Source organism: Pseudodesulfovibrio sp. zrk46 (assembly GCF_012516435.1).
Lineage (GTDB): Bacteria > Desulfobacterota > Desulfovibrionia > Desulfovibrionales > Desulfovibrionaceae > Pseudodesulfovibrio.
This window is the reverse complement of sequence record NZ_CP051216.1, coordinates 1,741,488-1,759,781: the sequence shown is the minus strand read 5'-3', so window position 1 is coordinate 1,759,781 and position 18,294 is coordinate 1,741,488. Positions and strand designations below refer to the sequence as shown.

The 18,294-nt window shown below is 56.9% G+C and carries 15 protein-coding genes; 10 read left to right on the top strand and 5 right to left on the bottom strand.

The features are described 5' to 3' along the window. The first annotated feature begins 183 nt into the window (after nucleotides 1–183). From HFN16_RS07995 to HFN16_RS07975, 5 genes are all read left to right on the top strand, one after another. Complete coding sequence (locus HFN16_RS07995; RefSeq protein WP_168890258.1) at nucleotides 184–1,014, top strand: DMT family transporter; 831 nt, start codon at nucleotides 184–186, stop codon at nucleotides 1,012–1,014. Between the two features lie 169 nt (nucleotides 1,015–1,183). After that, nucleotides 1,184–3,283: a chorismate mutase gene (locus HFN16_RS07990; protein ID WP_168890257.1), complete on the top strand. Its 2,100-nt coding sequence runs from the start codon at nucleotides 1,184–1,186 to the stop codon at nucleotides 3,281–3,283. Further along, nucleotides 3,252–3,575 (top strand): hypothetical protein, encoded by a 324-nt coding sequence (locus tag HFN16_RS07985; protein WP_168890256.1) that lies wholly within the window; start codon nucleotides 3,252–3,254, stop codon nucleotides 3,573–3,575. The genes HFN16_RS07990 and HFN16_RS07985 overlap by 32 nt, the downstream gene beginning before the upstream one ends. Nucleotides 3,576–4,078: 503 nt before the next feature. After that, on the top strand, nucleotides 4,079–6,001 hold the full coding sequence (locus HFN16_RS07980) for an aconitate hydratase (RefSeq protein WP_168890255.1): 1,923 nt from the start codon (nucleotides 4,079–4,081) through the stop codon (nucleotides 5,999–6,001). 65 nt (nucleotides 6,002–6,066) lie between these two features. Beyond that, nucleotides 6,067–7,959: a SurA N-terminal domain-containing protein gene (locus tag HFN16_RS07975; protein WP_168890254.1), complete on the top strand. Its 1,893-nt coding sequence runs from the start codon at nucleotides 6,067–6,069 to the stop codon at nucleotides 7,957–7,959. A 289-nt stretch (nucleotides 7,960–8,248) separates the two neighbouring features. Here the strand turns inward: HFN16_RS07975 and HFN16_RS07970 are convergent, their stop codons facing one another. From HFN16_RS07970 to HFN16_RS07950, 5 genes are all read right to left on the bottom strand, one after another. Further along, complete coding sequence (locus HFN16_RS07970; RefSeq protein WP_168890253.1) at nucleotides 8,249–8,821, bottom strand: class I SAM-dependent methyltransferase; 573 nt, start codon at nucleotides 8,819–8,821, stop codon at nucleotides 8,249–8,251. Between the two features lie 160 nt (nucleotides 8,822–8,981). Next, nucleotides 8,982–10,307 (bottom strand): trypsin-like peptidase domain-containing protein, encoded by a 1,326-nt coding sequence (locus HFN16_RS07965; protein WP_168890252.1) that lies wholly within the window; start codon nucleotides 10,305–10,307, stop codon nucleotides 8,982–8,984. Nucleotide 10,308: 1 nt separating this feature from the next. Then, nucleotides 10,309–11,157, bottom strand: coding sequence for a zinc metalloprotease HtpX (locus HFN16_RS07960; RefSeq protein WP_168890251.1), 849 nt, complete (start codon nucleotides 11,155–11,157; stop codon nucleotides 10,309–10,311). An 83-nt stretch (nucleotides 11,158–11,240) separates the two neighbouring features. Further along, entirely contained in the window at nucleotides 11,241–11,993 is a 753-nt protein-coding gene (locus HFN16_RS07955; protein WP_168890250.1) for a transporter substrate-binding domain-containing protein, read from the bottom strand. A 52-nt stretch (nucleotides 11,994–12,045) separates the two neighbouring features. Then, entirely contained in the window at nucleotides 12,046–12,801 is a 756-nt protein-coding gene (locus HFN16_RS07950) for a transporter substrate-binding domain-containing protein (protein WP_168890249.1), read from the bottom strand. Between the two features lie 148 nt (nucleotides 12,802–12,949). Here HFN16_RS07950 and HFN16_RS07945 point away from each other — a divergent pair, with 148 nt between their 5' ends. From HFN16_RS07945 to HFN16_RS07925, 5 genes are all read left to right on the top strand, one after another. After that, a complete protein-coding gene (locus HFN16_RS07945; protein ID WP_168890248.1) occupies nucleotides 12,950–14,278 on the top strand; it encodes an ATP-dependent 6-phosphofructokinase in 1,329 nt (442 codons plus the stop codon). Nucleotides 14,279–14,387: 109 nt separating this feature from the next. Beyond that, nucleotides 14,388–15,701 (top strand): cytochrome ubiquinol oxidase subunit I, encoded by a 1,314-nt coding sequence (locus HFN16_RS07940; protein ID WP_168890247.1) that lies wholly within the window; start codon nucleotides 14,388–14,390, stop codon nucleotides 15,699–15,701. 30 nt (nucleotides 15,702–15,731) lie between these two features. Continuing rightward, nucleotides 15,732–16,781: a cytochrome d ubiquinol oxidase subunit II gene (cydB, locus tag HFN16_RS07935; RefSeq protein WP_168890246.1), complete on the top strand. Its 1,050-nt coding sequence runs from the start codon at nucleotides 15,732–15,734 to the stop codon at nucleotides 16,779–16,781. Between the two features lie 379 nt (nucleotides 16,782–17,160). Then, the gene (locus HFN16_RS07930; RefSeq protein WP_168890245.1) at nucleotides 17,161–17,910 is read left to right on the top strand and encodes a lysozyme inhibitor LprI family protein; all 750 of its coding nucleotides are present in this window, start codon (nucleotides 17,161–17,163) and stop codon (nucleotides 17,908–17,910) included. A gap of 137 nt (nucleotides 17,911–18,047) precedes the next feature. Further along, entirely contained in the window at nucleotides 18,048–18,293 is a 246-nt protein-coding gene (locus HFN16_RS07925) for a hypothetical protein (protein ID WP_168890244.1), read from the top strand. The last annotated feature ends 1 nt before the right edge of the window (nucleotide 18,294 follow it).

The following is an 18,294-nucleotide window of genomic DNA, read 5'->3' as shown; positions in this document are numbered from 1 at the left end:
TCCCCTTTTTTATTGGCAGACTCTTTCCCGTCTTCTTCGATTATCGTTGATGCCATGCAGAACGCCTTGCGCGGGTTTGTGACATATGTCACTTACACGGCACGAGCAACTAAACATCCCGATATATCGTAGCTTTTTATCAGCAACCGCACTGAGTATTGTACCGATACCGGAGATTGTGATTTGTCGGACAAAACCAAAGCCATAATACTCATGGCTACAACGGCTCTCATATGGAGCTCTGGCGGCCTTGCCATCAAGCTCGTTGACTGGAACCCCATGGCTATCACGGGTTTTCGCAGCGGGTTGGCGGCGTTGACATTGGTTTTGCTATTCCGTGACAAACTGACATTTCGTTTTTCCCCTATCCAGATCGCCGCGGCTGCCGGATATGCCGGGTTACTCATTACCAACGTCGTTGCCACTAAATGGACGACCTCTGCCAACGCCATCCTGTTGGCATACACCGCACCTGTGTATGTAGCGCTCCTCGCTCCGTGGCTATTAAAGGAAAAGACGCGGCGCAGTGATTGGATGTTCATCGGCGTAACTGTTGGTGGTATGGTTCTTTTCTTTCTCGACCGACTATCTCCCACTGGTCTGTTAGGTAATATAGTCGCAGTCGGGACCGGATTTTCCTACGCCATCTTCACGCTTTGCATGCGAGCACAAAAGGATGCCTCCCCTGTGGAGTCCGTCATTCTTGGCCATATCATTACCTGTGTGTGCGGGCTGCCCTTCATGTTCGAGACCATGCCCTCTGCTGAAAGCTGGGCCGGGTTGATCTATCTCGGCATACTTCAACAAGGGGTTTCACTCGCGCTGTACACATGGGCCATCAAGCGTCTGAGGGCCCTCGAGGCAATCCTCATCATGATGCTGGAACCCATCTTCAATCCCATCTGGGTGGCACTTGGTTACGGTGAGTTGCCTGGTTTCTGGGCAATTGTGGGTGGAATCGTCGTTATAATTTCGGTCACGCTGCGCGGAATTCGCAGTGCATTAGCTCGATAATTGACTATCGGATATCAATTTTGATTGACGAATCAGCAGCATACACTATTTTCTTGATCTGCCGGAAACCCACGATTTACAGGGGTTGCCAGCGATTCCGTTTCAAGATAGAAGGGTCGTTCCCGATTCGTCGGGAAACCATATCATTTATAAGGAAGACGGAAAGACTATGATTAAGATCCGCAAAGACGACGACAGTCGTGGTGCCTCTGATGCACCGCGCCGCGAAGAACGGGTAGAACGCCCCGAACGCGACGAATCCAAAGCCCCCCGCAAATTTATCAAGCGCGACAACAACCGCAAGTTCGAAAAGCACGGCAATGACCGTCGATTCGACAGACGTGACGGCGAACGCAAGTTTGACCGACGCGATGGCGAACGCAAATTCGACCGCCGTGATGGCGAGCGCAAATTTGACAAACGCGACGGCGACCGCAAATTTGACCGCCGTGATGGTGAACGCAAATTCGACCGCCGTGATGGTGAACGCAAATTCGACCGCCGTGACGGTCAGCGCCGATTTGACAAGCGTGACGGCGACCGCAAGTTCGAGCGCCGTGACAACGACCGCAAGTTCGAAAAGCGTGGCGGCCCCCGCAATTTCGACAAGCGCGACGGTGACCGCAAGTTTGATCGTCGCCCCAAGCGTGACTTCCAGGACAACCGTGGCGGCAGTGACAATGACATCTCCAAGTCTGAGATCGTCACCAACCATCGCTTCAATGACATTTCCGAACTCGACCGCGAATTCCTCTACCTCCTTGAAAAGCGCGCATTCCTCATTCGCAAGGAAGGCGCATGGCGCAAATCCCGCCAAAAGTCTCTGGTCGATCCCAAGCTCGAAAAGCTGCTCCGCTCTTCTTTCGACACCCGCGCTGGTGAGCTCGGCCTCGACGCCAAGCTGACCAAGCAGCTGTTCACCCTGCTCAACCAGTTCTCTCTGGCCGACGCCCGTAAGAAATTCACCGGCGACGCATATAAGCTCGCCCCGCGCGTCGAAGCTATCAGCGCCGGCATCACCGGTCCCCGCTCTTTCCGCTACACCCGCATGCTGCTTGCCATGGCAGCCAGCGCCGGAGTGGAAACCACGCTGGCCCCCGTTACCATGAACGCTCCCAACAAGGACTTGGCCAAGGCTCTCAAGCAGGCCGGTGCTCCGATCTCCTGGGATGACGACTTCATCAAGAACGCTGGTGGCCGAACCCTCGGTTTCGAAGGCAACATGATCTTCGTGGGCGAGGACCCGTTCAACTTCTACATGCTGCTCTGTCTGGCACTGGCACACGCTGGTCGCTGCAAGTTCACCGGCAAGCCGAGCCTTCAGCTGCTCGACATCAATGGCCTGAACAAGGTGCTGCCCAAGCTCGGCGCTCGCCTCGTGGCCATGAACCCGAACAACCCCGGCCTGCCCGCCCGCCTCGAGTGCGGTGGTGCCATGGACGAGGAAGTCACCCTGCCCGGTTCCATTGACCCGGATTTCGCAGCTGCCCTGACCCTCGCAGCCTGGTCGTTCCCCGGTGGCTTGACCATCAACGGTCTGTCCAAGGCCGCCCGCGAGCGCGTTGCCGAAGCAGTTGACGTGCTGACCGCCTGTGGAATCAACGCCGAACTCAGCAAGGATTCCGTTAAGGTCTCCGACGGCATGCCCAAGATCGACGGCCATCCGCGTCTGCCTCTGTCCATGCGTCTTTGTTCCGTATTGTTGGCCCTGCCCTTCATGGCTGGCGGTTCCATCAACATCGAAGGCACCTGGCCCAAGTCTGAAAAGGCTGACAAAGTGCTGGAACAGTTCCGCGCTCTGGGCCTTCGCATCGACGTCGGCACCGAAAACATCATTGCAACCATGGACGGCGAAGTGCCTGCCAACCCGGTCATCGCGCTGGGTGAATACGCAGACCTGCAGCCCCTTGCCATGGCCCTTGCCCTCAAGCTCGACACCGCCACCCTCACCGGCGAGATGGACGAAGTGACTGTCGAACTGCTAGACCGCATGGGTGTTGCCTACGACGAGATCGAAAACGGCATCGAGATCAAGCCCGGCGAGCGTTCCTGGTCTGGCACCTGGTTCTCTCCGGACCCGCTCTGGTCCATGGGTTGTGCTCTGGCCGGTTACTCCGTGCCCGGCATCAAGCTGGAAAACCACGGCGAAGTAACTGCCACTTGGCCTGAATTCTGGAACTTCTACAACTCTCTGCCCACCGGTAAGATGAAACCCAAGCCGGTTCAGGAAAAGAAAGATGACAAACGCAGACGAATCAAAATCCGTTAGTCCCGTCGAACAGGGGGAAAAGCGCCTCAGCGACGACGTCAATGTACTGGAAGCCGAAGTGGCCCAGATGACTCTGGAACGCGAAAAGGCCATCCAGTCCATCCGCGATCTTCGCGAAGCAGAAGATCCGGTGAAGAAAATATACCATCACGAGGAGATCTTTCAGGCACAGCAGCTCAAGCTGCGTCTGGATGTGGAAATCAAGTTCCGCACCAATAAGATCAACCGCATCAACCTCGGTATGGAAGAGATGGAAACCAGCCCCGGGCTGTCTAAAGGCTTTCTTTTTTAAAGAATGCCTCCGGCGGCTGGGGGAAGGGAAGGAGAAAACCCTTTGTAAAGGGTTCTTCCCCTTCCCTTCCCCCAGACCCCCATCCCATCCCCTTTCCTAAACTTTTTGTATGCGCATCCGCGCGGTTAGGGATTAATCTGGGATGCGAATCTTGTATTTTCAGCTTATCTGACTAGATAAGTTTGTCTTGAAGAGATTCGGAATAAAAAATATAAGGTTTCTGCGCGAATAAAGCAGACATCTATGCGTTTGCCCGCCTCCGAGCGAAGCGAGCGACAAAAATTTTTGGAGATTCCCAAGAACCTTTTCCAAAAGGTTCTTGGGCCGTCGGAGACGCCACTCCGGCGAGGAGACCCGCGGCAGCGATGTCTCCCTATACATTAATATATAAACCCGCCACGGCGTAGGGGCTTGTGAGAGAGGACCCCCTGCATTCCTGCTAGGGTGCCGTGCGCGGAGATTGACGAGAGAGTGACCCGATAACGTTTAAAGCAGGAGAGATGATGGGAAAGTCCATTACCCACAAGATCATTGAGAAACACCTGATCTCCGGAGAGATGATCCCGGGCCAGGAAGTAGGATTGCGCATCGACCAGACCCTGACCCAGGATGCCACCGGCACCATGGCATGGTTGCAGTACGAAGCCATCGGCATCGGCGAAGTGCGCACCGACCTGTCGGTCAGCTACGTTGACCACAACACCTTGCAGATGGGTTTCCGCAACCCTGATGATCACCGCTACCTGCGTACTGTAGCTGCCAAATCCGGCGCAGTATTCTCTCCGGCTGGCACTGGTATTTGCCACCAGCTGCACCTCGAAAATTTCGCCAAGCCCGGCGCAACCCTGATCGGCTCCGACTCCCATACCCCCACCGCTGGCGGTATCGGCTCCATGGCCATGGGCGCTGGCGGCCTGTCCGTTGCACTGGCAATGGCTGGCGAGGCATATTTCATTCCCATGCCCAAGGTCGTGAAGGTCGAACTGACCGGCGAACTGACCGGTTGGGCCGCAGGCAAGGACGTCATCCTTGAACTGCTGCGCATGCTGACCGTGAAAGGCGGCGTGGGCAAGGTCTTTGAGTACGCCGGTCCCGGCGTGGCTTCCCTGTCCGTCCCTGATCGCGCCACCATCACCAACATGGGTGCAGAACTGGGCGCCACCACCTCCATCTTCCCGTCCGATGAGAAGACCAAGGACTTCCTCGAGAAGATGGGCCGTGGCGACGACTGGGTGGAACTGATCGCCGACGCAGACGCCGAATACGACGAAGTGGTCCAGATCAACCTGTCCGAGCTCGAGCCGCTGGTTGCCCAGCCGCACATGCCGGATAACGTCTGCAAGGTGAAAGACCTGGCTGGCAAGAAGATCGACCAGTGCGCCATCGGTTCCTGCACCAACTCTTCCTATTCTGATCTGAAGAACACCGCCCAGATTCTGGACGGCAAGCAGACTCCGCCCGAGCTGGACCTGCTCATCTCTCCCGGCTCCAAGCAGGTGATGAAGATGCTGTCCCGCGAAGGCCTGATCGAACCGCTGCTGGATTCCGGCGCACGTCTGCTGGAATGTTCCTGCGGTCCGTGCATCGGCATGGGCGGCTCCCCGACCACGACGGGTGTTTCCGTGCGTACCTTCAACCGTAACTTCGAAGGCCGCTCCGGCACTCTGGACGGTCAGGTTTACCTGGCTTCCGCCCAGACCGCTGCCCGCCTCGCGCTGGAAGGCGAGTTCACCGATCCCGCCACCTGGGGCCCTGCTCCTGAGCGCGTTGAGCTGCCCGAAGATGTTCCGTCCATCCGCGACCTGTTCGTGTTCCCGCCGGAAGACAAGGACGCCGTTGAGATCCTGCGCGGACCCAACATCGTGGCGCTGGAAGACTTCGCCGTGCTGCCCGAGACCGTTGAGGCCAAGGTGCTGCTCAAGGTGGAAGACAACATCACCACTGACCACATCCTGCCCGCCGGTGCCGAGATCACTGCCCTGCGTTCCAATATCCCGGCCATCAGCCAGTACATCTTCTCCCGCGTGGACGCCGATTTCGTCGGTCGCATGAAGGAGCACGGCACTGGTGTTATTCTTGGTGGCGAAAACTACGGTCAGGGCTCGAGCCGCGAGCACGCAGCTCTCGGCCCGCGTCACTTGGGCGTCAAGGCTGTCATCGTCAAGTCCCTGGCCCGCATCCACCGCGCCAATCTGGTCAACTTCGGAATCCTCCCGCTGCTGCTGGTAGATCCGTCCGACTACGACAAGCTGGCGGAAGGCGTGGACCTGACCATTCCGGCCGGAGACATGACTCCGGGCGGCACAATCGAGATCAAGACTGGAAATGGAGAGACCATTGCGGTCACAAATGATTTGACCAAAAAGGAACTGGAGATTATCCAGTCAGGTGGTCTGCTTAATGCAGTCCGCAACAACCAGTCCTAATACAGTAATAGAACTGGCCGCCCCGCATGGTGCGGGGCGGCCGGAAAAAGTGTTTTGGAGTGCCAATGCTTGAGATTATGCGTGAAAACGCGTCGGGTTGGATCGTAAAGATCCTTTTCGCCATTATCATCATCGTTTTTGTCTTCGCCTTCGGTATGTCCGGTCTTGATACCGGCAACGATCCCGTGCTGGCTACGGTAAATGACCAGGTCATTACCCGCGCCGAATTTGAAGACTCCTTCCAGCGCGCAGCCGAATCCATGCGCCAGGCCAACCCGCAGGTCACTGCAGCCCAGCTGCAGTCGCCGCAATTCAAGCAGATGGTTCTCGGTGACCTGGTGAATTCTCGCCTGCTCCTCGCCGAAGCCGCCCGTCTTGGTATCTCCGCTTCTGACGAGGAAGTGTTCGCGGCCATCACCCGCCAGTCCATCTTCTGGAACCAGCAGGGTCAGTTCGACCGCAACATCTACCAGATGGCGCTTCGCTCCATCCGCATGACCCCCGCTCAGTTCGAAGCCAATTTCAAAAACGAGTACATCGCCGGCAAGGTCAAGGACATGGTCCGCAAGACCGGTGAAGTCACTCCGGAACAGGCCCGCGCCATCTACGACTGGGTAGGCGAGCAGGCCACCATCGACTACATCCTGTCCTCCCCCACCGACTTCATGAAGTCCGTGTCCGTCACCGACGGCGAAGTGCAGGAGTTCTACACCAAGAACGAAGAAAAATTCATGGTTCCCGATCAGGTGCGCGTCCGCTACCTGACCTTCTCCCCCAAGGCACTCGCTTCTTTCCAGAAGGTTGCTGACGAGGAAGTGAAGGCATACTACGACGCCCACTCCGACTCCATGAAGCAGAAGGAAGAGGTCAAGGCCCGCCACATTCTGGTCATGACCAAGGATTCCGACCCTGATTCCGTCAAGAAGGAAGCCAAGGCCAAGATCGACCGTGTGCTCAAGAAAGCCCGCGCCGGTGAAGACTTCGCCGAGCTGGCCAAGAAGTACTCCGAAGGCCCGTCCAACGTGAACGGCGGTGACCTCGGCTGGTTCGGCCGCGGCGCCATGGTTCCCGAATTCGAAGAGATGGCTTTCAAGACCGACAAGGGCACTGTCTCCGAGCCGGTCCAGACCCAGTTCGGTTGGCACATCATCCTTGTTGAAGACAAGAAGGACGCCACTTCCAAGTCTTTCGACGACGTGAAGGAAGAAATCACCCAGACCATCGCCGAGGAAAAGGCTTCCGAAAAAGTTTCCGATCTCCTCGATCAGGCCATGGATCGCATGGTTTCCGGCATGAAGCTCGAAGAAGTTGCTGACGAACTCGGCCTCCTCGCCGTGACCTCCCAGCCCATCCCCGAGCAGTTCCTGCCCCAGGCATTCGGCATGACTCCCGAAGCCGCCAAGGTCGTCATGGACATCCCCGCTGGTGAAGCTCACATGACCCCGCTCGCCGTGGACGGTGGCTACATGCTCATCGAAAAGGTCGAGGACATCCCCTCCACCCCCATGCCGCTTGAGCAGGTCAAGGACCTCATCGTTCAGAACATCAAGCAGGAAAAGGCCACCGCAGCAGCTCAGAAGGCTGCCGAGGAGATCCTTGCCACTGTCACTTCCAATCCGGAAGCAGCCAAGCTGTACAAGGACAAGATCAAGACCTCCATGCCCTTCAACCGCCAGGGCTTCGTGCCGAACCTCGGCCAGAACCCGAACCTTGCCACCGCAGTCTTCGGTGCCAAGGACAAGGCCTGGTTGGCCCAGCCGTTCGCCATGCCTACCGGCGTCATCGTTGCTCGCCTGAACCAGCGCATTGCCGCGGATGAAAAGACCTGGGAAGAGCAGAAGGAAGCATGGATGGCTCAGGCCTCCCAGAACTACGAGAACGAAATCCTGACCGCCTACATGGCAGGACTTCGTGAAAACGCTCAGATCGACATTGCCCGTCCGGACCTGTTGAACTAGGCGTAACCAAACGCCAATAAAAAAGCCCTTGTCTGCATCTGCAGGCAAGGGCTTTTTTGTTGGTGTTTGCCCCGGCTTTGTATAGCGGCGCATCTGCTGCGTTACCGGGCGACGAGTAAATCCTCACCGTAGCGCTGCACCACCCTCCAAAGCCTTACGTTGTTATGAAAGAGTACAAACACCCTCGAGCGAAGCGAGCTACAAAAAGTTCTGGAGAATCCAGAGAACCTCTTTCAAGTGGTTCTCTGGCCGTCGGCGACGCCTGCCCGGCGAGGGCCCGCCGGAGGCATTACGGCATCCGAAGCACAGCGTAAAACCCGTTGGAATGATGCCCGTGCATGGTATCGTAGACAACCTCTTCGAAGACGATGGTCTCGAAGGCCGAGAACAGGGCTTCCATGTGATGACGATCGTGATGACGAAGCACTCCGCCGTCTTCTACGTCAAAGGTCCCGTAAAACGCATACTTCTCCTGCCCGGCCTGATAACGGTCAAGATTGCGCTTGTCGCGGTTGAGCAGGAAGTCGTTAACGTAGAGAATACCACCGGGACGGAGCACACGCTGTAACTCAAGGAGGGCTTCTGCCTGCTCCTTGGTTTCCAGCATACAGGTAAACACACCGAGCATGAGAGCGGCGTCATAAGTGTTGTCTTCGTAGGGAAGCGGCCCGCCGGGATAGGCGGCGAGATTGAGAGAGGGATGTTCCCTGAGACCACGCTGAATGAGCGACTCGGAAAAATCTATGCCGGTCAGATCGGTGAATCCCGCCTGATCGAGCTCGTTGAGGGTACGGCCGTAACCACAGCCGAAGTCGAGGATGCGTGCATCCTTGGCCACATTATCCGAAAATGTATCGATCATGAACGGAGTCGTGAACTCTTTGTTCGCGCATTGCTCCGTCCAGTATCTTCGTTGACCTTCGATGGGAGACCTCCCTGCTAAATATTAATCCATTCCTTCAATCACGGTATAGTAGTCTTCGATGTGATTAAAAAGCGCAAGCTTTTTTGATTGAGTCCCCCTAGAGGGTCAGGCGAACGTGGTAGAAACCACGTCCACGTTGCACTCGCATGAGAACGGTCTTCTGCATGCGGTTGCGGAGAAAGGCATTGAGCAAATCCATGCCGGACGACAGACGGCGGTTGCCGATCTGATGAATGACATCGCCGCGCTGCAGGCCGAGCTTGTCGGCGGGGCTGCCGGAAATAACCGTGGTGACTTCAGCGCCGCCACCGGAGTTGCGGTCAACCAGTTCAAATCCCCAGCGAAGGCGCACGAGATCAAGGGCCGTGGTTTTATCGATGGCCTGCGGCGAGAGAGTCACGGTGCGTCGTTTGCCCTCGCGCTGGACCACGAGCTTGACCTTCTCTTTCTGCGTGATGCCGAAGAGCTGGGTCATGTAGTCATCCTTGCCGGAAATCTTGCGCCCATTGAAGCCGAGGACGATATCACCGGGCTGAATGCCGCCATTGGCTGCGGGGGTCCCGCTCATGGCCTCGGCCACAAGCATACCGTCCAGCGACTTGAGGTTGAAATAGCGTGCCGTGGGCTGGTCAAGATCCTGTCCGAAGATGCCGAGCCAGATGGGGGCCACGTGGCCGGTGTTGAGCAGCTCGTTGATCACGTACTTGGCCTTGTTGATGGGGATGGCGAAACCGATCCCCTCGGCACGGGCGTGGATGGCGGTGTTGATGCCGATGAGCTTGCCGTTGATGTTCAGGAGCGGGCCACCCGAGTTGCCGGGGTTAATGGCGGCATCGGTCTGAATAAAGGAACCATAGGCGCCCGCGTTAGTCTTCATGGGGCGGTTCAGGGCCGAGACCACGCCGGTGGTGACAGTGTGGGAGTAGCCAAAAGGATTGCCGATGGCGATGACCGTCTCACCGATGTAGATGTCATCGGAATCGCCCATGGCCACCTGCGGCAGGTCATGGCCCTTGCGCAACTTGAGCACCGCAAGGTCGAAGTCCGGGTCGGAACCGACCAGATCGGCCTGGAACTCACGGCCGTCATTGAGACGCACCGTAATGCTGTTGCCCTTGGCAACGACATGGGCGTTGGTCAGGACAAGGGCTTTGGCCCCATCGATAATAACGCCGGAACCAAGCGACTGGGACTGACGCGGCTGGACACCGGGGAAGCCCTTGAAGAACTGATCGAAGAAAGGATCGCCGAACGGCGAACGGGCACCGCCCTGCGCTTCTTTCACCACCGTGATGTTGACCACGGACGGGCTGACAGACTCCACCGCCTGGACCACAGGCGTACGCCGATGGTCGGCTTTGGCATGCAGAGCCGGGAACAAAACGAAGAGTGCGACGAGAAGAGCGAGAGCGGTACGATACATATTAACGACCTTCCGCCATGGCGCGCAGTCGAGCGATACGGTCCTCAATGGGCGGGTGGGTAGCGAACAGGGACGCTGCGCGCTTGCCGCTGAATGGTGCCACGATGAACATGTTCTCTGTGGCCGGGCTGCCCTCCATGGGGACCTGCTTGCTGGCGGAGTCGAGCTTGCCGAGTGCGCCCGCCAGATGAAGCGGGTTGCCGGCGAGGCGTGCGCCCGTATCATCAGCGAGGTACTCGCGGGAGCGGGAAATGGCCATCTGAATGAGACCGGCAGCAATGGGCGCGAGGAATGCCATGGCAAGAGCCGCAATGGGGTTGCCGCCTTCCTCGTCGTCATTGCCAAAGCCGAAGATGGCGGTCCACTGCAGCATGTTGGCAATGAACACGATGGCACCGGCCAGCACCGCAGCCACGGTCTGGATCAGGATGTCACGGTTGGCGATGTGCCCCAGTTCGTGAGCCAATACGCCCTTGAGCTCATCCGGGCTCAGGATGTTGACGATACCGCGGGTGACGGCCACCACGGCGTTCTCGGGGTTACGACCCGTGGCGAACGCGTTGGGGGAGTCCTGCGGGATAAGAAAAATGCGGGGCTTGGGAATGCCAGCGGCCTGGGCCATCTCTTCCACTACGCGGTGGATATGCGGGGCATCGCCGGGGGAGAGTTCCTGCGCCTTGTACATCTTCAGGACGATCTTGTCCGAGTACCAGTAGGAACCCACGTTCATTACCATGGCAAATCCGAAGGCGAGAACAAGCCCGGCGCGACCGCCCATGGCACCGCCGAGCATCATCAAAAGGCCGGTAAGCAGGCCCAAAAGCAAAACTGTCTTAATCTGACTGGTCATGTCAGTGAATCCTCCAAATTGAGTTTGGTAATAGAAGATAGGAATTTCGATGCAGACGTCAAGAGAGAAGCAGCAGGAGAATACTACTTGATTAGACCTTCCATCCGCAGCTCGCGTAGAGCCTGGGAAAAATCGCGCGCCAAGTTGCTGGCGTTCGGATGCTTGCGGGAAAACATCATATAATGAGGGAGTTGCTGAATCATGAAATGGAACTTTATCCGCTCCAAACCGCCACTTTGAGCGACATGGTTCTCCAACACCTCACGACTGATCAGTATGATCTTCTCGCGACCGGAGAGGAACTTCTTGATAAGCAGATCTTCGGTAATGAAACGGCAGCGCTTCACCCCTTCCATAGAATCGAAGTCAGCCCCGTACGAATATGCCTGCACAACGCCCACAGTGTGTCCCCGCAGATCACCCAGCGTTTTGAACTCCGTGGGGTAATCCTTCAGGGTCACGACCCACTTCTCCTCTTCACCCAGAGGAACGGTCGTATACATGGTGAACTCTGCACGACGACGGGTCCAGATACCGGCAAACATTCCCACGGTACCGCCCCGTTCCAACTCGAACAACGCGCGCTTCCAGGTGCTGTGCTTGATATGGATGGGGATGCCCATACGCGCAAACGTCGCACGGACAGCGTCAGCGTATGGCCCTGAGATCTGGCCCTCATGCCAGTGATACCACGGTGGGTACTCATCAGCCAGAATGACGTAGGGTTCCTCCGCCCGCAGGGGCTGCGGAACACACAGGAAGAGGGCCGCCAGCAGCGCGACCAGAAGAGGGACAAATAAGAGGTTCCCCCGAGATGTCAAAATGCGGGAAAACATAATGCAGCGTACCACGCTGCAAACAAAGAAAGCAATTATTAGAAGCGTTGTCTCAATATCGCGATACGATGGCGTCGAAGGTACCGTCCTTCTTCATCTGCTCCAAGGCAACACCGAAGTCGCGGGCCATTTGGATTCCCCTGGGGCCGTAGGCCTTGGAGAACATGAGATGCAACGGCTCGCGGGCAATTTCCAATGGGAATTGCAGGCTGCTCTCCTGTTCTCGCTTTAGAGCCAGATAGCGGAAAACCATCTTGTTGCCGATGGCCACGTCCATGCGCCTTTTCAGCAGCATACGCAGGAGCTGATGCGTGGATCCGGCCTCGATCTTGTTCAGACCTTCGATTTCATCGAATCCACCGCCGTAGACATAGCTGCGCACAACGCCCACGCGGAGGCCCCGCAGGTCATCCAGCGAAGTGATCTTCAGGTCACTGTCTGCGGGGATGATGACGCAATTGATTTCCATCCCCAGACCTCCTCCGGAGGGATACGCGACAAATTCCTCGCGATCCTTGGTCTGAAATCCGGAGGACAGGGCAAGTATCTCCCCTTCCAAAAGCTGAAAAAGGGCGCGTTTCCACGGCCGGGGTTCGAAGTAGGGCTTGATGCCCATTCGTGAAAAGGCCTCTCGGATGATCTCGATGTTCATGCCTTTGACTTCGCCATCTTCCACGAACTCATAGGGAGGGTAATCTTCAAAAACAATGGGCAGCGGCAATTCCGACTGCGCCCATGCAGATGCAGGGAAAAGCAGGGCAATGTATATGAACACTCCTGCGAATATACGACTTTCAATCAAATTCATGGGCAGACCGTACTTGGTATGGTACCGGGCCGCAAGCGGATTAGCTGTCGTAACGGACCGTAAAAACGCATTTATAATTTGCGCCACGTCACAAATACATATAACAATAGGCGCGATATCTCTGTTAATTCTCCCGGGGGAACCGTTTATGAAGAGCAACCAGGATGAATCCCTGCTTCCAAAAAGCACGGAAATCAAAGTGGTCGGCGAGGCCAAAATCAATAACCCGATCAAGTTCGGTCGCTTTGTGGAAGACGATGACGCTGTTCTGGTGAACATCTCGCGGCGCAATGTGGAAGGGACCAAACGATCCCGCTCCAAGCCCAAGCACATCTTTTTTGAACCTGCCGGACCCCGTGACAAAATCTACTATGATTCCAGTAAGACCAAATGCGCTGTCGTCACCTGTGGCGGGCTCTGCCCCGGCCTCAATGACGTCATCCGCGCCGTGGTCATGACCGCCTATCACGAATACCACGTACCCTCGGTCCTCGGCATCAAATTCGGATTGGAGGGCTTTATCCCCGAATACGGACACGATGTCATCGAGATGACCCCGGAGTATGTCAGCCGTATTCATGAATTCGGCGGCACCATCCTCGGCAGCTCACGCGGCCCGCAGGATCCCGAAGCCATTGTCGACGCTCTGGAGCGCATGAACGTCTCCATCCTGTTCATGATCGGCGGCGACGGCACCATGCGCGCGGCCAGCAAGGTGGTGAAGGAAATCACCCAGCGCAACCTCTCCATCTCGGTGGTAGGCCTGCCCAAGACCATTGATAACGACATCAACTACGCGTCGCCCTCCTTCGGCTTTGACACCGCCGTGGAAACTGCAACCACCGCCATCAGAGGGGCACATGTGGAGGCCACGGGCGCCCCATGGGGCATAGGTCTGGTCAAGGTCATGGGCCGTCATGCGGGCTACATCGCAGCCCAGTGCGCCCTCTCCTGTCAGGAAGTCAACTACGTCCTCGTACCGGAAGCTCCCTTTGATCTTGATGGCGAAAAAGGCTTTTTGGCCGTCCTTGAGAAGCGCATGCGCACCGCAGGCAACGCCGTGGTGGTCGTGGCCGAGGGCGCGGGGCAGGAGCATCTGAAAGCCTCAGCAGAGACCGACGCCTCCGGCAACGTCAAGCTCGGGGACTTCGCTCTGCTACTCAAAGAACGTATCATCAAGCATTTCACGGATCAGGGCATCAAACCGACCCTGAAATATATCGACCCCAGCTACATTATCCGCTCGGTCCCGGCCAACGCCAACGACCGCATCTACTGCTCGTTCCTCGGCATCAACGCCGTACACGCTGGCATGTCGGGACGCACCGGCATGGTCATTTCCCGCTGGAACGGCCGGTATGTACATATCCCCATGGATGTTGTCACAACCGGCAAAAAAAGTATAAACATCACTTCTAATTACTGGCGAGCCGTCCTCGAATCCACGGGGCAGCCCATCAAAATGAAGAATAAATAAAAATAATAATTATTCTTGATTTTAGAAGAAGCCGGGGCTACATTGCCCGGATGAAAACTTTCAAAGTAGGTAAAGGTATTTAGATGGCAATATCCGCAAGGGGGTTTGTATGGATGTGCTAATGCTCTCCAGGCTGCAATTTGCCGCGGCCACCATGTTCCACTTCATCTTCGTCCCATTGACTCTGGGACTCTCCATTCTCATCGCCTGTATGGAGACGGCATATGTCCGCACCGGGAATGAGGTGTGGAAAAAAATGGCGAAATTCTGGGGGAAAATCTTTCTGGTGAACTTCGCCCTCGGCGTCGTCACCGGTATCACCCTGGAGTTCCAGTTCGGTACCAACTGGTCCCGCTACTCCATGTTCATGGGTGATATCTTCGGCTCCCTGCTGGCCATCGAGGCCACGGTAGCCTTCTTCCTCGAATCCACCTTCATCGGTGTCTGGCACTTTGGTTGGGACAAGCTCTCTCCCAAGGCGCATGCCATCGTTGCATGGCTGGTGGCCGGCGCATCCAACATGTCCGCCATCTGGATTCTCATCGCCAACGGCTTCATGCAGGATCCCAAAGGGTACGTCCTTCGCAACGGACGCGCCGAGTTGGATAACTTCTTTGAGGTTATCACCAACAAATGGGCCTGGCTGGAATTCTTCCACGTCATCCCGGCTTCCCTGTGTGTAGGCGCCTTCTTCATCATGGGCGTTTCCGCATGGCACCTGTATCGCAAGTCCAACACCGAGTTCTTCCAGAAGTCCTTCAACGTGGCTGTTTCCCTGGCCGTGGTCGCCACCATCTTCACTGCGGTGGAAGGTCACATGCACGGTAACAACATGGCACTGAAGCAGCCCGCAAAGCTGGCCGCCATGGAATCCCACTGGGAAACCCAGAAGAACGCACCGCTCTATCTGCTGCTGGTCCCCGGTGAAGACGGCAACCTCATCGAAGCCCTGCCCGTTCCCGGCGCACTGAGCTTCCTCGCATTCAATGATTTCAACGCCGAGGTGACAGGCCTCAACGATATTCCCAAGGAAGATCGTCCGCCCATTACCATCACCTTCCTTGCTTTCCGCATCATGGTTGGTCTCGGCACGCTCATGCCTGCCCTTGCCCTGTTCGGCTGGGTCATGCGTAATCGACTCGACAAGTTCCCGCTCTATCTCAAGTACCTCCCCTACGCCATTCCGATTCCATACATCGCCATTCAGGCGGGTTGGGTACTGGCAGAGGTTGGCCGCCAGCCGTGGATTGTCTACGGCCTGATGCGCACGTCTGATGCGGTCTCCCCGGTCTCCACCGGTGAAGTCGGCTTCTCCTTCGTGCTCATGTGTGCCCTGTACACCGTTCTCGGCGCTGCAGGCATTTGGCTGATGATCAAGCTGGCCAAGAAGGGCCCTGAAGATAACACTCCCATCCAGGTCTAGCCTGAGATAAGAGTACAAGGAGAATCTCCGATGACTGAAATTATGGAAGTTGGCTCCTGGCACTATTACCTTGCCATGATCTGGTTCGTCCTCTGGGGCGTATTGTGGGCCGTCTACTTTATCCTCGACGGCTTTGACCTCGGCGTTGGCTCCCTGCTCCCGTTCCTCGCAAAGAACGAGCAGGAAAAACGCGCCATGCTCAACTCGACCGGTCCCTTCTGGGACGGCAACGAGGTGTGGCTCATCTCTGCGGGCGGCGTCACTTTTGCTGCATTCCCGTACGCTTACGCCCAGATGTTCTCCGGGCTGTACACCGCGCTGATGCTGCTGCTCTTTGCGCTGATTATCCGCGGCGTCTCCTTCGAGTTCCGCTCCAAGGTGGAAAGCGAGACCTGGAAAAACATCTGGGACAGGGCTCACTTCGCAGGTTCGTTCCTGCCCGCACTGCTGCTCGGCGTGGCCTTCGGCAACATCTTCCAGGGCCTGCCTCTGGATAACACCGGGTTCTCCCAGGCTGGCCTGTTCGGTCTGCTGAATCCCTACGGTCTGGCAGGCGGCGTCCTGTTCGTGGTGATCTTCGTCATGCACGGCGCGCTCTGGCTGACCATCCGCGCCACCGGCGACCTGCACACCCGTGCAGAATCCCTGGCCACCAAGATCTGGCCCGTGGAAGTAGTGCTGACCGTGCTGTTCCTGGTGTACACCGCCATGGCTACCCAGTTGTTCAGCAACTACATGGTCTATCCGTTCCTCTTCGTGGTCCTGGCCCTGCCCGTGGGCGGCCTGATCATGATGCGCACTTACCTCGGTGCCAAGAAGTACTGGATGGCATGGGCTTCCTCCTGCGCCTACATTGGCGGCGTGGCTCTGTTCGGCGTGATCGGCATCTTCCCCGCCATCATCCCGTCCAACCCGAACCCGGCCCACTCCCTGACGATCATGAACTCTGCATCCAGCGAACTCACCCTGTCCATCATGCTCGGTGTGGCTCTGGTCTTCGTTCCCATCGTCATCGGTTACCAGTTCTGGGTCTACAAGCACTTTGCCACTCCCATGACCGAGAGTGACATCCACTACTAGGCTCACCCACAACGCAATTGAAAAGCCCGGCTAATCAGCCGGGCTTTTTTATTGCGTTGTGGGTGAGCTACACGGCTTTGTATAGCGGCGCATCTGCGGCGTTGCCAGGCGCGATTTGATGCTCGACGTAGCGTTGCTACGCCTCCGCTCAAATCGTGCCTGTCGCCTTGCAGCTGCACCACTCTACAAAGCCTCACGGTGTCGGGGAGAAGAGAGGAAGTCGCCGATCCTCCAAGGACGAGGAAGAGACTCGGTGTTGGGTGCTTTGCACCCAAGGGCCTTACGGTGGTATTGGAGAAGAGGACGCTGGGGTTGAGAGATTTATTGCTTGATTCTGGGTGGTGGGGTACCTGTTTGGAATCAAATTTGGAGTCATACCATGTATCGTTATCCTATTTGCCTTGCCTTGATGATTTTCCTTTCGTTTCCTTCCTTGCCTGCCTTGGCGGAGGCCGTGGACAACTGCGCCGGAACGCAGGGGGAGATGAACCGTTGCGCCGACCGATTACTTCGGGGGGAGCAGAAGTTGCTCGATGCCGCTTACAAGAAAATACTGGAACAGGCTGGTGACGAGACGGACAGAGAGATGCTGGAGGCTTCGCAAAAGGCCTGGGAGGCCTATCGGGATGCACAGTGCGAGTATGAGGCAGACCAGTTTCGCGGAGGGTCTATGGCGCCCGGCGTCCGGCTGCTTTGTCACGCAGAGCTGGTGCGCGCCCGCACGACCCAACTGGTTGACCAAATCGTCTGGCCTACGGATCTGGCCCGTTTGATCAGTCTGGCCGGGGACCAGCTTCCCGGTGATATCTTCTGGCACCCGGATGTAGTCTCCGATGACTTCAACCATGACGGCATCTTTGACGACGCTTTTCTTGGAATCCGCACAGGGCAATTACCGGACAACACGGCCACTGCCATCATGGCGGTGCTGATAGGGGGCTCCGACCACATTGCCCATGTAGCCATCCCCATTGACGGGCAAAACGGGCTGTGTGCCCAGAGTATCTCGCTGCGGGCAGAATATCCGGACAACCAGTCCCCTCTGCTCGTGGTGGATGACGGCGCCTGTGATGCCTTTCGTTTCCGCCTTCTCAAGGACCAAACAACCTTTGAGTTGCATCGCAATTAAGCCCAGCCAGACATTTTTTTACTGATTCTCCCAACTTTTCTTTTCTTGGCGAATTATCATTCTAATGGGTTAGCCATCGGTGGCATGATCTGCTATATATTTCCTAGGCCTGAGAAATCTCTTCGGAACTGACCTTCATGTCCTCAGGCCGTAGCAAGGGGATGGCTGTGGATCGATTGATTGCCTTTTTCCAATCCCGGGGCCTTGCGTTGCTCCTCTTTCATCTGGGCACACTGCTGTTCAGCTGGCCGCTTCTTTCCCTTTGTGCCGAAGACGGCGGCCCATCGCTGTTCAGCTACATCTTCCTCGTGTGGGGTGTATTGGTATGTCTACTGGTCATCATGGGGCGCTGCCTGGGACGCGACAAGGACAGGGGGGCGTAAT